A 14,470-nucleotide genomic window follows, 5' to 3' on the forward strand; every position below is an offset into this window, starting at 1 on the left:
GTTTCGGGAGTCAGTCGGAAACCACAATCGCCAGTGCAGCTCTCAGTACTGGCTCTTGGTGCAGCGCTGTCTGTATGCCTGGTACATGGCTACCAGTCTTCCTTGACGGCCAGCACTGCATCGGTGCTGGCAGCCTTGCGCCCGGCCAGCCATGCGGTGATAACGCCAGCCAGCACCACGGCGGCAGCCAGGCTCAGCAGGCGCAGCAGCGGCAGGCGCAGCTCCATGGTCCAGTGAAAGCTTTGCGGGTTGACCACATGCACCAGAATCACGGCCACGCCCAGGCCCAGCAGCGTGCCTGCCAGCGCGCCCAGCGCTGTCCATGCCAGGCCTTCGGCCGCCACCACGGTCAGCACGTTGCGGCGCGTGAGCCCCAGGTGGGCCAGCAGGCCAAATTCCTTGCGCCGCGCCAGTACCTGGGCGCTGAAGCTGGCGGCAATGCCGAACAGGCCAATGGCAATGGCCACGGCCTGCAGCCAGTAGGTGACGGCAAAGCTGCGGTCAAAGATGCGCAGTGACCGCTCGCGCAACGCGGTGCTGCTGACAAATTCCAGCGCGGGCGTGGCCTGGCCGTTGCTCGTCAACGCTGATTCCATGGCTTGCTGCGTGGGTGGTGTGCCCTGCGGCCAGAGGGCCACTTCGCTGACTTGCCCGTCACCACCCAGCGCCAGATAGTCTTGCCAGTCCAGCGCAATCGCACCGAACTGGCGCACATAGTCGCGCCAGATGCTTGCTATATAAAAAGTAGCTGCTTGCGCTTGATGTGTCTGCGATTGCGTGCTGAAAGCCTTGGATAGCAAAGGCCAGTCGTCGCCCGGCTGCAGGCCGTAGAGCTGGGCCACGGCCTCGCTGATATGCACGGGAATGCCGGGGCGCTGTGCCTCCACAGGGCCTTGCACCCACGGCAGTTGCTGAGCGTCAGCGCCTTTGAGAGGGCGCACCAGGATGCTGATGGCGGGCTTTTCGGGGCTCAACAAAAGCGTGCTGCTGCGCATGGGCTGGGCGCGGGCAATGCCGGGCAGTTGAGACAGGCGCTGCGCCGCATCGGCGGGCAAAAGCGCTGCATCGGCGCGGCTGCTGCCGCCCGCTGCGCGCACATACAGCGGCGCGGGCAGCACGGCGTCCAGCCACTGCATCATGCTGCCGCGAAAGCTGGTGACCATGACCGTCAGCGCCACGGCCAGACTCAAGCTGGCCACCACGCCACCCACCGCCACAGTGGTAGATCGGCGCATGCGCCGCGCGCGCTCCAGCGCCAGCATGGACAAGGGTTGCTGCGACAAGCTGTTGGGCATCAGGCCCAGCACCGCACCCAGCAACCAGGGCAGAGCCGCCATGCCGCCCAGCAGCAGCAAGCCCACGGCGATATACGCTGCCAGTGGAATGCCCGCCACAGGCGGCATAAAAGCCAGAGCCACGCTGGCCGCAAGCAGCGCCAGCGCGGGCCAGATACGGGGCTGCGCCTCATGGTTGCTGCCCAGACCTTTGAGTGTGGCTGCGGGCGGTAAATCCATGGCTGATCTCGCGGGCCACCAGGCCCCCGCCAGCGTGGCAATCACGCCCAGCAGCCCAAACACCAGCGCGGCCAGCGGGCTCCATTGCAGGGCAGGTTGCACGCCTGCAAAAAAACCTCCACCCAGATCGCCGCCCAGCATGTGCAGGGCCAGCCAGGCCAGCAGACTACCCAGAGCGATACCGGCAATGCTGCCCAACAGACCCAGCACCAGCGCCTCCAGCAGCACCAGCGCCATGCGCTGGCGCGGCGTGGCGCCCAGCACGGCCAGCAGCGCAAACTGCGGCGCGCGCTGGGCCACACTGAGGGCCAGTACCGAAAACACCAGAAACGCCCCGGTGAACAAAGCGACCAGCGCCAGCACCGTGAGGTTGACCCGGTAGGCACGAGACATCTCCCCCACGCGTTGCTGGTCATCGCTGGGCTGCTGAACCAGAACCTGGCTTTGCCAGGCGGGCAGGGCGTGCAAATCCTTGATGACCTGGCTGCGGCTGGCGCTGCCAGACAGCAGAACATCCACGCGGTCGATCTGCTCAAAGCGCTGCAGCTTTTCCTGCAGCGCGGCTATATCCATCACGGCCACCGCAGCGCCGCTGGCAGTTACTGTTCCTGCAATGCGCAGGGTCTGAAGCTGGCCATTGAGCAGCCATTGAAAGCGGGCGTTGACAGCCTGCTCGGGGTTGAGCTTGAGCACCTGCAGGGCCGCTGCGTTGAGAAACACAGCATCAGGCGCAAACAGGTCCAGACGGCTGGCGCCTTGGAACAAGCGCGGCATCAGCGCGGGGGCCACGGGGGCGAGCTTGATGGCATCGCTGCCCAGTACCCTGAGCGTGCTGCCTTGCGCCGCGCCCCGGGTGTTTCTGGCACTGCTGTCGCCGGAGGCAGGATCGGTCTCACTGGCAGGCAGCAGCACCGTGGTTTCCAGCCAGGGAACAGCGGTCGTAATACCTGCGTTCTGCGCCACCTGCGGGTATAGCGCCAGCGGCAGACCGCCCTGCATGGCATGCAACTGCAGGTCCGGCTGGCCGTTGACGCTGCGCACTGCACGTGAGAATTCATCCAGTGCCGACTGGTTGATGACATGCACGGCAAAGCCCAATGCCACGCCCAGCATGATGGCAACCAGCGCCGTAGCTGTGCGCCAGGGGTGCTGGCGCAGCTCTTGCCAGGAGAAGCTGGTCAGCAACTGAAAAAGTGTGGAGCGGGAGTTCACGGCGGCAGTGACGAGGAAGCGGTGGCTTCCCGGATGTTACTGGCAAGTGCACTGGTCGCTTTTGCCGAGGGGGCGGAGCTGCTGACCCAGCTCAAGCCCCATCAAACATCACCCGTTGCGGGGCATCCTGGTTCAGGCGCTGATGCCAAGAAGCAGCAACAGCCCAAGGCTGGTTCCGCCAATGCCAAGCGCCAGCAGCCGTGAGCCGTGCAACTTGGTCCACAAAAGCATGCCAGTCAAAGACAGTGCAATCAAAGCGCCAGCCAGAGTGTCTGTCAGCAAAATCCAGGCGGCTGATGCACCTGTGGCCATGTGCAAACGGTTCAGCTTGGCCAGAAGATTCGGGTCCATGCGCTTGATGGATACCGAGAGGTTCCCCACCCAGTATTCGGCATTGACCGTGGCCTTGGGGGTGGCAAAGGCAATCAGCCAGCGCTCAGGCTGCATGGCACCGGGCCAGGGCGCAGGGCCTGCTGCTTCCACCTTTTTTTGATGTGGTGGTTTGGCTATGGCCAGTTCCTGCTGCAATTGGAGCACCAGCGTATCAATATCGGCGGGCTGCTGTGCCAGGCTCAGCTGCCACTGCGTATTGTTATGGGCCGGGCCTGGAATCTTCATCGTGGCACGATGATTGAGCAGCAGGCCGGTTGCGCCAAACAGCAGGCCCAGCGCGGCGCCCCACATTCCAAGCCAGGCGTGGGTGCGCCGCAGCCATTTCAGAACCACAGGCCTGTGCCAGCGAGCCGGAACAAACAGATGGCCGCCGCCAGACCTGGCAGGGCGCGGCGGGTTCACCGCGCCTGCTTGCGGCTGCAGTTCAGTCTCCAGGACTTTTTGCATGGAGCGGGTTTTAGAAGCGATAGCGCGCCACGACCTGGGCAGAGCGCGGAGCGCCTGGCAGGTTCAGGTTGGGCGAGCTGCCGTGACCGGCCACGATATAGCTGCGGTTGAGCAGATTGTTGAGCTTGAGCTGAACATCCCACGGGCCCTTGCGGTAGTAGGCCATCGCATCCACCGTGGTGTAGCCAGGCAGGGTGACCGTGTTGCCGGGGTTAGCGAATCGGGCCCCCACATAGTTCATGCCTGCTCCCAGACCAAAGCCGTTGCCCACAGCCTTGGTGACCCAGAGGTTGGCACTTTGTCTTGGGGTCAGCGTGGGGCGCTTGCCTTGCACTGGCTGGCCTGCGTCCATGGCAGGTGAGGTGGTCATCTCGCCGTCCAGGAAGGCATAGCCCGCCCAGACTTGCCAGCTAGGTGCAATTTCGCCAGCAAAGGTCAGCTCCAGTCCGTTGGTGCGCTGCACGCCCAGAGGCACGACGGTGTTGGTCGTTGGGTCGGTGCTCTTGATATTGGTGCGTTCCAGCTTGAACAGCGAGGCCGTGACGGACACCTTGCCATCCGGGCGCTCCCACTTCACGCCCACTTCCTGACTGGTGGTTTTTTCGGGAGCCAGCTGCGCATTGCTGGCGGCCAGTGCAAAGGTCTCGCCAGACGGCTGGAAGGATTTGCTCCACGAAGCGTAATACGACCAGGTGGTTGAAGGCTGATAGACCAGACCGATGCGGGGGCTCCAGGCCGTATCGGTGCGGCCCAGATCAGGTTTGCCAGGCAGACGCTCCTGAGTCTCTTGCTGGAAGCGGTCATAGCGCACACCCGCCAGCGCTTTCCATTGGGGTGTGATGCTCACCAGATCCTGCACATAGGCGCTGGCTACCTTGAAGGTGCTTTGATTGTTGGCCGAAGGATTGCCCGCAATCTGCAGTGGCAGGGTGGGCAGCACAGGGTTCAGCAGCGAAACCGTAGCGACATTGGCACGGCTGTATGACAGCAATCCCTTGCTCTGGCGGCCAAACTCGAAGCCGTACAGCAACTGGTGTTTCATGCCCCCTAGCTGAACTTTCTGGGTTAGCTCGGTCTGGTTGAAGAAGCCATCTTCTTCGCGCTGAATGGCGCCACGCGTCAGCGATGCGGTCATGGCTTTTTCATTGACGGACCCCACCAGCGTGTTGCTGCGGTCCAGCGAATAGTCGTAGTAGCGCAAGGCATTGCGAACCGACCATTCGTCATTGATGCGGTGGTTGAGCGTCATGCCCAGCGATGCCACTTCAGCGCGGCTGACATCTACATCCCTGGCGTTGGCCGCGCCGTAATAAGTGCCGGGTGACACATTGACAGGTCTGCCCTGGTAGGCAGGTATGCCGAAATCGGTCAGGCGCTGGTCTTTCAGGTAATCGGCCTGCAGCAGCACGCTGGTGTCGGTGCTGGGCTTGATGAGTACCGAGGCCGCCAGAGCCTTGCGGTCCAGGAATTGCTGGTCACGGTAGCTGTCTGCGCGCTCGATGGCTCCCGTCAGGCGGTAGGAAACGATGCTGTCCTGCGGTGCGCGGGCCAGGTCAAACTCGCCGCGGCGCTGATTCCAGCGGCCCAGAGTAATGCCCACCTCGCTGAGATTGCTGCCCGGCTTCTTGGTGATCCGGTTGATCAGGCCGCCCGATGAGCCGCGTCCGTAAAGTACCGAAGCGGGGCCTTTGAGGACCTCGATCTGCTCGATGTTGGACAGGTCGCGAAAGTACAGCGCATCGTCACGCAGGCCATCCACAAACTGATCGGCAATGGCCGAGAAGCCCCGGATGGTGACCTGATCGCGCTGGCCGTCGCCGTGTGACAGGCCCACACCGGGCACTGTCTTGAGCGCATCCTGCATGGACTGTGCGGCCTGGTCCCGCAGCAGGCTTTGCGGCACCACATTGACTGTTTGAGGAATATCGCGCAGCGGCGCTTCGATCTTGGTGGCGCTGGTGGCTGTGGGCGGGTTGTAGCCGGCCTCCTGCTGCTGACTGTCGCCACGAACCTGGATTTCGCCCAGCACGACTTCGGATGCGGGCTGAGCCCATGTTGCGCTGGAAAACGCCAGACCCAATGCCGCTGCCAGCGGCGAATACCTGAATGCCATGAATACCTCGTTATATGAAGTTTTTTTGAGATGGCTTGGCGGGTATTCGCCGAAGGAGGCCCCCGGCTTCAATTGGCTACAACCTATTTGCGATGCAAAAGTGTGTGAATCATAAATGAAAATCAATCTTATTTACGTGTACTTTACGGTACAGAAATAATGGGGAGGGCGCTGTCGTGTATAGGGTGGCTCAAGCGGGGTGAGCGGTCTCTATGCCGCTGGCCGTCAGCCGCAGCACGCGATTTGCGCGTTTGGCAGCGTCTGCCGAGTGGGTGACCAGCACCAGCGCAGTGCCGTTGTCGCGGGTTTGCTGCAGCAGCAAATCCATGATCTGTGCGGCGGTTGAGGGGTCCAGATTGCCCGTGGGTTCATCGGCCAGCAGCAGCGGCGGTGAATGCACAATGGCCCGTGCAATGGCCACGCGCTGAAGCTGGCCGCCGCTCAGCTGCTGCGGCAGGCGCTGGCCCAGCCCTTGCAGGCCGACAGCATTGAGCACCTGCTGCACACGCTGCTGACCTTCTGGATTCATGCGGCCCAGCAGCATCAGCGGCAGGGCAATGTTTTGCGCCACATCCAGATGCGGCAGTACATGAAACGCCTGAAACACAAAGCCAAGATGGGCACGCCGCCACAGTGCGCGCTGGGATTCGTCAAGGCTGGAAAGGTCCACGCCTTGATGCAGCACGCGGCCTTGCTGCCAGCTGTCCAGGCCCGCCAGACAGTTCAGAAACGTGGACTTGCCCACGCCGGAGTTGCCGACGATGGCGACAAATTCCCCTGCTGAAACTTCGCAGCTCACATGCTCGAAGACGCTGCTTTGCGCATCGCCCTCACCATAGCGTTTGGCGAGATCCTGAACTTGCAGCAGAGGATGTGCGGAGGTGGGGGCAGCGGCATTGGCGGGCATGAAGCCATCTTAACCAGCGCGGCTGCATAGCCTGTGCAGACTAGCGGCTGGCTTGCTGCGCTGCATCAATGACGGCCATGGCCGCACCCAGCAGTTGCTGCTGGGCATCGGGGGCATCGCAGGCAATGGCATGGCGCTGGGGCATGGATCGCAGCCAGGTGATCTGGCGCTTGGCCAGCTGGCGGGTGGCGGCAATGCCGCGTTCGCGCAGGCCCGCCATGTCCAGCGGCTTGGCGGGGTTGGTTTCAAAGGCGTCCAGCACTTCCCAGGCCTGACGGTAGCCCACACAGCGCATGGAAGGCAGGTCCGGGTGCAGGTCGCCGCGTGCACGCAGTGTTTTGACTTCACTCAGAAAGTCTTGCTCCAGCATCAGGTCAAAGCGCAGTGCAATGCGCTGGTGCAGCCAGGCGCGGTCTGTGGGTTCCAAGGAAAAAAGCGCTGCAAGCCCCATCTGCTCTGCGGGGCCTGCTTTGTTTTTGGTAGTGTGAAAGCTCGATAGAGGCTTGCCGGAAACATGCCAGACTTCCAGTGCACGTTGAATGCGCTGGCTGTCGCCCGGCGCCAGGCGTGCTGCCGTCACCGCATCCACCTCGGCCAGCTTTGCATGCATGGCGGGCCAGCCCAGCTCGGCCGCCTGTGCGTCCAGCATGGCGCGCACTGCGGGGTCTGCGGCGGGCATATCGTCCAGCCCATCCATCAGCGCCTTGAAGTACAGCATGGTGCCGCCCACCAGCAGCGGGATGGCGCTGCGTGCGCGAATTTCATCGACCAGCTTCTGTGTGTCGCGCACAAACTCGGCAGCGCTGTATGACTGCAGCGGGTCGATGATGTCGATCAGGTGGTGAGGCACGGCGGCCAGCTCTGCCGCTGTGGGCTTGGCGGTACCGATGTCCATGCCTTTGTAAACCAGCGCTGAATCCACGCTGATGATTTCTGCCTTTTGCCCCCGCTGAGCCAGTCGCTCGGCCAGTGCCAGCGCAGCGGCAGTTTTGCCCGAGGCAGTGGGGCCGGCAATGGCGATACAGGGCAGGGCGTGGGCAGCAGTCATGGGCGAAATCCGGTCAGGTCAAAGCACAAGAACCAATGACCGGGGCCATTGGTTCTTGCGGGGTGTGAGGATAACGCAGCCAGCCGCCTGGCGCCGCGCCGGGGCTTAGAGCGGCTCCTAACCCTGGCTCACGCGCGTTGGCACATAGCGGTCTGCCTGAATATCGGGCGACAGGCCGTGGCTGTAGTTTTCAGCGGTGATGGGCAGCAACTGCTCGTTCCACTCTTCCCACTGTTTGCGCAGCCGGGCGAAGATTTCAGGCTGGTGGTTCTTGAGGTTGGCGCGCTCGCGGGCGTCTTCCACCACATTGAACAAAAACTCGTTGTCGTTGATCTTGAGGTATTTCCACGGGCCCTGGCGCACGGCGCGCTGGCTTTGCGATTTGTAGCGCCAGAACAGGGTGCGGTCCGTGTTGCTGGCGCTGCCTTCCAGAATCGGCAGGATGTTCTGACCGTCGCTGGGAAAGTCCGGGCTTTGCGGTGCCCCGGCGGCAGCCAGCAAGGTGGGCAGCCAGTCAAACGTGGCGGTGACTTGTTCCTGCACCTGGGGCTGAATGCGCTGGCTCCAGCGCAGCAGCGTGGGCACGCGGATGCCGCCTTCCAGCAGCTCGGTCTTCTGGCCGGTAAAGGGCCAAGTCTTGGAAAAGCGCTCGCCGCCGTTGTCGCTGGTGAAGATGACGATGGTGTTGTCGGCCTGGCCCGTCTCATCCAGCGCCTGCAGCACCTGGCCCACGGCCTTGTCCAGGGCTTCGACGATTTCGCCGTATTTTTTGAGGCTGCCGCCGTCGTAGTGAAACAGATCCTTGATGCTGTGCGCCACATGCTCATCGTCCGGGCCTTCCCAGGGCCAGTGCGGCGCGGTGAAGTGCAGCGACAGGAAAAACGGCTTGTCGATTTCCTTGCGCTCATGCACATAGCGCGTGGCTTCATCGCCCAGGATGTAGGTGTAGTAGCCCGTGCGCTCCACCGGCTCGTCGCCCTGCCACAGGTCGGCGCTGAACTGCTCGCCCACGCCAGGCTTGTGCGTGAAGTAGTCAATGGCGCCGCTGTGATTGCCAAAGAAATAGTCGTAGCCGCTGCGCTGCGGGCCATAGGCGGGCGGCTTGCCCAGGTGCCATTTGCCGATCAGCGCGGTGTCATAGCCTGCCTGCTTGAGCAGCGACGGCAGCGTGGGGTGATCGGGCGGCAGGCCCAGTTGCGCGCCATAACGGGCCAGCGGCTCTTCCAGCCCTGCCTGAAGGCGGTACTGATAGCGCCCGGTAATGAGCGCAATGCGCGTGGCCGAGCACACGGCAGAGTTGGCATAGGCCTGATTGAAGCGCACGCCCTGTGCGGCCAGGCGGTCCAGGTGCGGTGTCTTGAAATCGGTGGCGCCATAAACGCCCAGGTCGGCCCAGCCCAGGTCGTCGGCCAGGATGAAAACAATATTCGGTGCAGTCATGAGTCAGTCTTTGTTGTTATTCAATCGTGAAGCCAGAGTTGGTAATCACAGGGCGCCACTTGGCAATCTCGGCCACGCGCAGTTGCTCCAGCGCCTGCGGTGTGCGCGGGTCGGGCTGTAGCGATAGCTCGGCCCATTTGGGTTGAAGTTTGGGGTCGGCTAGTGCCTGATTGACGGCGCGGTTGACGGTGGCAATCGCATCGGGTGATGTGCCTTTGCGCGCCCACAGGCTGTACCAGCCGCTGCCGGTGGCCTTGGGGTAGCCGGCTTCGGCAAAAGTGGGTACATCGGGCAGTTCGCGGCTGCGCTGGGCGCCGAAGGTGCCCAGAATGCGCACCTTGCCTTCCTTGTGCAGCGGCGCCAGTTCACTGGTGGTTTGGATGGCAGAAGCCAGCTGACCGCTGATAAGGTCGGTCATCATGGCAGGGCCACCTTTGTAGGGCACATGCACGATGTTGACGCCAGCGGCTTCGCCCAGCAGCAGGCCAAAGAAGTGCGGCAGGCTGCCCACGGCCGGACTGCCGAAGTTGGCCTTGTCGGGGTGGGCCTTGAGCCAGGCCACATATTCCTGAATATTGCGCGCCGGGTGCTTGGCGGGCACGGCAAGACCGAACTGAAAATGCGCCAGCAGGCCGACGGGAGAAAAATCACGCGCCGGGTCGTAGCCGGGTTTTTTGTAAACGATCTGCGAGAGCACCGGCGTAATCAGCGGGGCAATCAGATAGGTGCCGCCGTCGCTGGGCGCATTGAGCAGAATCTGCGCCGCAATCTGGCCATTGGCGCCGGGCTTGTTGTCGACCACCACGTAGTGGCTCTTGCCCAGCTGCGCGGCAATGCTTTCGGCCAGCACGCGGGCCAGCAGATCAATGCCGCCGCCTGCGCCAAAGCCCACCAGAATGCGGCTGGCCTGGGGTACGGCAGAGGATTCAGCCGCTTTGGCCAGAGAGCTCAGAGAGAAACCAGCGGCGCTGGCGGCAAGCAGCGATTGCTGCAGAAATGAACGGCGGGAATGCATGGACGGAGATCACAAAAGTGCGGCGCGTGGGCCAGTCCGTGCATTCTGAAAAAAACTCTATAAAAAGAAAAATAATAAAAACTGGTTTTTAAATAGCTTAAACATCTTATTTCAAATCATTATTTGCTGATGCCAAAACGCCGCACCAGCGTCCACGCCGTGATGGCCGTGCAGGCCGACCAGAACCACACGCCCAGCGCCAGCGGCGCGGTGGAATTGCTGTCCAGATGCAGGCCCAACCAGTGGCCCATGGCAAAGGCGATGATCATCATTACAAAGCCGTTGATGGCAGACGCCGTACCGGCGGCCTGCGGAAACGGCGCCACGGCATTGCTCTGCCCGCAAGGCATGTGAATGCCGTGGGCCACCTGATACAGGCAAAACGGCAGGGCATAGACCCAGATGCTGCGAAGACCGGCCAGTGCAGCAATGCCCATGATGGTGCCCGCCACCAGCGAGAGCCCGCCCGCCACGGCTACGGCGCGCTGCACGCTCATGCTGCGCAGCAGGCGGCGGCAGGCAAAGGTGCCGCTGATGTAGCAAAGAGCGTTGAAACCCATCATCAGGCCGTAGTGGGTTCTGTCCATGCCCAGCACATTGATGTAGGTGAAGGACGAGGCGGCCAGATTGGTGAACAGGCCTGCATAGGTGAAACAGGTCAGTAGGTTGTAGGCCTGAAACATGGGGTTGCACACAATGCGTGCCCAGGTGCCCAGCAGATTGGCCGGGTGTAGCGCCTTGGGGTTGCGCTGGGGAATGGATTCCTGAAAGCGCAGCACCACCATCAGCCAGGCGACGCAGCCCATCAGCGCCTGCGCCAGCATGGTGGAGCGCCAGCCTAGCCAGACCACGAACAGGCTGCCGCTGACGGGTGCCAGAAATGCCAGCACGCCCAGCCCCGTCAAAGCCTTGGACATGACTTGCGCACCCAGATGCGGCGCATACAGGTCGCGCACCACGGCGCGTGCGCACATGACGGCCGCGCCCAGTGCCGCGCCTTGCAGCGCACGCCAGGCAATCAGTGCATCCATGCTTTGTGCGCTGGCGCAGCCTATGGCGCCCAGCACATAGCCGCTCAGGCCCAGCAGCAGCACAGGCTTGCGGCCCAGGCGGTCTGACAGCGGGCCCCAGAACAGCTGAGAGCAGCCAAAAGCCAGCAGGAATGCCGTCAGCGTCAACTGCGCCTGCGAGACATGGGCGCCAAAGCCCTGCTGAATCAGCGGCAGGGCGGGCAGATACATATCGGTGGCCAGCGGCTGCAGCCCCAGCAGTAGGCCCAGGATGAGAATCATCCATGCTGCAGAATTGCTAGCGGATGGCGCTTGTTCTGCAATGGGCTTGGCCTGATCTGGCAATGAGGGCGAAGGGTCTGGTAGCGGCGCTGACATGGGCGTCAGCGTAGCAGAGAGCGGGTGATTTTCAGTGTACTGACGAGACAGTATCTGGAGATGCTGGCCCTTGCGGCTGGCGCTGCCCCGCTGCTGGTGGGTGCGTGCTTCAGCGTGGATTCAGTTCGAACAGCTCACGCAGTGCCTTGCGGTACTCGCCCATGGCTCGGGCCTGAGTGTTGTGGTGGGTGGCGCCGTCCACCAGAATGAAGCGCTTGGGCTCCTTGGCGGCATCAAACAGTTGCTGGCCCAGGCGGGCGGGAATCAAGGGGTCAGCCGTGCCGTGCACCACCAGCAGCGGCGAGCCTATGTCGGCCACCTTGTCGATGGAGTCAAAGCGCTGGGTAATCAGCCAGTCCACCGGCAGCCAGCCCCAGCGCATGGAGTCAAACACATCGGGGATATTGGTGAAGGTGGACTCGACCAGCACGCCTTTTTCATCCTTGACGCCGCGGGCCAGATCAATCGCAATGGCGCCGCCCAGCGAATGGCCAAAGATATAGCGCGGCTGGCCTGGGGACTTGCGTGCCAGCCAGTCCCAGGCGGCGCGGGCATCTTCGGTGGCCGTGGATTCAGAGGGCAGGGCATGGCTGCTTTTGCCAAAGCCCCGGTAGTCCACCGCCAGCACCGAAAAGCCCAGTTCGTTGAGCCTGCGTATGCGCGGGGACGAGCCCGTCACATTCCAGCGCGCACCGTGCAAAAACAGAAGCTGCGGCGCCTTGGCGCGGGCGGCAGGCATCCACAGGCCATGCAGCTGCACCTTCTGGCCGCTGCGCGTGGTGTAGGGAATATCGACTTCCTGCATGCCCGCCGTGTTGGCGCCCGGCCAGGTGCGGTTGCTGGGCTGGAAGATCCACACGCGCTGCTTGGCATCCAGCTCTTTCAGCCCCCACGCCGCGCCGCCCGCCAGCAGCACGGCCATGGCGCCGAAGAACAGGCGCTTGCGGGACCAGAAAGCAACGGCAGACATGGGTGTGAGTGGGTGAAACGGTGAAGGACAATGGATGTCAGGAACTGCACAAGTATGGCTGCAGCACCTGTCATCTCGGCATCAGCGTCATCAATTGGCGCTACGCTAGTGGGTGTTTGATCTGTGAAACTCTCATTTTGATAGCTGAAAGCGCATGCAATCATTGCGCTAGAGGCTGTTTTAGGATTTATTCGATATGCCGATCTGCCTGGGCCTGGCCGCTAACAAACTGCATCATCAAACCGAAGATGCCGCACTGTTTTCCCTGTTGCGCGCTTGCGAGGCCGGAATTCGCGAACTCAAGCTGGGCTTTCATGCCGTGGGCCGCACCTATGACGCCATTGCCGCTGCCGGCATGCTGCAGGGCTACCGCGGTCTGGTGCGCTACCCCTATGGCCGTGAAGGCGGGCTGATGCGCCTGGTGGCCGAAGTGGTGGGCATGGAAGGCGACGAGCGCACGCTGGACGGCGCCATCTACCTGATGGACCCAGTGGACCCGTCTTCCATCTTCCCCGAAGCGCTGGCCATGAAGCGCCAGTGCGTGATTCACGGCAAGCCTTTTCTGTCCACCGTGGCCTCCACACGGGACTGGATCGAGATGGAGCGCATTCATGCCGGTTTGCCGCGTGACCGCAATGCCGACCGCTTTCACGACTACGAAAACCAGACGCTGGCGCTGATTGCCCACGATGCGATGAAGCCCACCATGCTGGAGTTTGCCGAGCGTAACTTTGACCTGCTCAGCCGCTATCGCCGCCGCGTGGGCACGGGCACCACGGGCCAGAAGCTCAATGAAATGGCCTGGAGCAAGGGCTGGCCTGCCGACAAGCCCTGGGTGGACCGCTACAACAGCGGCCCGCTGGGCGGCGATGCGCAGATTGCCGACCTGGTGCTGGACAAGCGCTGCCAGCGTGCCATCTTCTTTGAAGACCCGCATGTGGCCCGCCAGCACGAGGCCGATATTCAGCTGCTGGAGCGTGCCGTGACCACCGTGACGCACGACGCGGTGTGCAGCACCTCGCCCCAGGTGGCGCAGCGCTGGTGCGACGCTGCGCTCAAGCGCGGCGCGGCCTGATGAAGGCTGAGGGCAGGGCTTATTTGCTGGCGCGGTAGCGCTTGAGCTCGGTCTGCAGCCAGCTCGCGCTGGGCTCGGCATCCTTGCCCGCGCAGCGCACCTGATAGGGCTTGTGGCTCATGCTGCTTTCGGTAGCCGCGCGGGTGATGAAGTCTTCAGAAGTCACCACCCAGCCTTTTTTCAGCAGATAGTCGTATTTGCCGCGCAGATGCTCGGCCGCTTTGGCGCTGTCGTACCAGCTGCCGTTGCGCTGAAACTCGCAGCCCGAGGCCTTGAGGTGACCGATCAGATGCTCAATTTCCTGACTGGCCGCCGGCGTGGGCTTTTCGGCCAGAGCGGCCAGAGGCAAAGCAGCGATCAGCAGTGCGGTGGTGAGTTTTTTCATGCTGGCATGTTACAAAACAAAGGCCTTCGCCAAGCATTGCCGACTGGCCAATAGGTAAGCAGAGGTTCAGGGCGCAGGCGTAGCCAGTGGCTTGCCCTTTTCCACCACATACACGCCAATCAGCTTCACGGTGCCGCTGCTGGCGTTGTGGGCGTCGTGTACCACGCCCGCAGGCACAACAAAGGATTCGCCCGCCTTGATGGTGCGCGGCGGCTGGCCGTCCATCAGTAAATCGACTTCGCCTTCGCTCACATAGCTGATCTCGTCGCCCGGATGGGTGTGACGGCCCGCACGCGAGCCAGGGGCGACTTCCACCTTGGCAACCACGGCTTCGCGCCCGGGCACCGAGACATCGGCTTTCCCGACCATGGTGCGTGTCAGGCCGCTGGCCTGGGGCGCACCAGCCTGTGCCATGGCGCTGCTGCTGAAGATCATGAAAGCGCTGGCACACAGCAGGCTGGCGTAACTGGCGCGGTAGTTGATGGACATGGATTTCCTCCCGAAAGAAAAAAGAGACAGGCGATAGACCTGTCTCTTTTACTGGCGAGCGGCTGTCCTACGCC

General features: G+C 62.6%; 12 protein-coding genes. 1 reads left to right on the forward strand and 11 read right to left on the reverse strand.

Going from position 1 to position 14,470, the window contains the following annotated elements:
- Nucleotides 1–89 precede the first annotated feature (89 nt).
- From JDW18_RS06060 to JDW18_RS06100, 9 genes are all read right to left on the reverse strand, one after another.
- A complete protein-coding gene (locus JDW18_RS06060) occupies nucleotides 90–2,726 on the reverse strand; it encodes an FtsX-like permease family protein (protein ID WP_218242797.1) in 2,637 nt (878 codons plus the stop codon).
- A 132-nt stretch (nucleotides 2,727–2,858) separates the two neighbouring features.
- On the reverse strand, nucleotides 2,859–3,566 hold the full coding sequence (locus JDW18_RS06065) for a PepSY-associated TM helix domain-containing protein (RefSeq protein ID WP_218242798.1): 708 nt from the start codon (nucleotides 3,564–3,566) through the stop codon (nucleotides 2,859–2,861).
- A gap of 10 nt (nucleotides 3,567–3,576) precedes the next feature.
- Nucleotides 3,577–5,679 (reverse strand): TonB-dependent receptor, encoded by a 2,103-nt coding sequence (locus tag JDW18_RS06070; RefSeq protein ID WP_218242799.1) that lies wholly within the window; start codon nucleotides 5,677–5,679, stop codon nucleotides 3,577–3,579.
- A 190-nt stretch (nucleotides 5,680–5,869) separates the two neighbouring features.
- Nucleotides 5,870–6,586 carry an ABC transporter ATP-binding protein gene (locus JDW18_RS06075; protein ID WP_218242800.1) on the reverse strand — a complete coding sequence of 239 codons (717 nt, stop codon included), beginning with the start codon at nucleotides 6,584–6,586 and terminating at the stop codon, nucleotides 5,870–5,872.
- A gap of 40 nt (nucleotides 6,587–6,626) precedes the next feature.
- Nucleotides 6,627–7,634: a tRNA (adenosine(37)-N6)-dimethylallyltransferase MiaA gene (gene miaA / locus JDW18_RS06080; RefSeq protein WP_218242801.1), complete on the reverse strand. Its 1,008-nt coding sequence runs from the start codon at nucleotides 7,632–7,634 to the stop codon at nucleotides 6,627–6,629.
- 117 nt (nucleotides 7,635–7,751) lie between these two features.
- Nucleotides 7,752–9,074, reverse strand: coding sequence for a sulfatase family protein (locus tag JDW18_RS06085; RefSeq protein ID WP_218242802.1), 1,323 nt, complete (start codon nucleotides 9,072–9,074; stop codon nucleotides 7,752–7,754).
- Nucleotides 9,075–9,090: 16 nt separating this feature from the next.
- Nucleotides 9,091–10,089: a Bug family tripartite tricarboxylate transporter substrate binding protein gene (locus JDW18_RS06090; protein ID WP_218242803.1), complete on the reverse strand. Its 999-nt coding sequence runs from the start codon at nucleotides 10,087–10,089 to the stop codon at nucleotides 9,091–9,093.
- A gap of 119 nt (nucleotides 10,090–10,208) precedes the next feature.
- Nucleotides 10,209–11,381, reverse strand: a complete 1,173-nt coding sequence (locus tag JDW18_RS06095; RefSeq protein ID WP_218243786.1) for a multidrug effflux MFS transporter — start codon at nucleotides 11,379–11,381, stop codon at nucleotides 10,209–10,211.
- A 205-nt stretch (nucleotides 11,382–11,586) separates the two neighbouring features.
- Nucleotides 11,587–12,447, reverse strand: a complete 861-nt coding sequence (locus JDW18_RS06100) for an alpha/beta hydrolase (protein WP_218242804.1) — start codon at nucleotides 12,445–12,447, stop codon at nucleotides 11,587–11,589.
- Between the two features lie 196 nt (nucleotides 12,448–12,643).
- Here JDW18_RS06100 and JDW18_RS06105 point away from each other — a divergent pair, with 196 nt between their 5' ends.
- Nucleotides 12,644–13,522 (forward strand): methylglyoxal synthase, encoded by an 879-nt coding sequence (locus JDW18_RS06105; protein WP_218242805.1) that lies wholly within the window; start codon nucleotides 12,644–12,646, stop codon nucleotides 13,520–13,522.
- A 19-nt stretch (nucleotides 13,523–13,541) separates the two neighbouring features.
- On the opposite strand, the gene JDW18_RS06110 is transcribed toward JDW18_RS06105, so the two are convergent.
- Both JDW18_RS06110 and JDW18_RS06115 read right to left on the reverse strand, forming a co-directional pair.
- Nucleotides 13,542–13,907, reverse strand: coding sequence for a YfeK family protein (locus JDW18_RS06110; RefSeq protein WP_218242806.1), 366 nt, complete (start codon nucleotides 13,905–13,907; stop codon nucleotides 13,542–13,544).
- Nucleotides 13,908–13,973: 66 nt separating this feature from the next.
- A complete protein-coding gene (locus JDW18_RS06115) occupies nucleotides 13,974–14,396 on the reverse strand; it encodes a cupin domain-containing protein (protein WP_218242807.1) in 423 nt (140 codons plus the stop codon).
- Between the last annotated feature and the right edge of the window lie 74 nt (nucleotides 14,397–14,470).

It is taken from the genome of Comamonas fluminis, from assembly GCF_019186805.1.
GTDB lineage: Bacteria > Pseudomonadota > Gammaproteobacteria > Burkholderiales > Burkholderiaceae_C > Comamonas > Comamonas fluminis.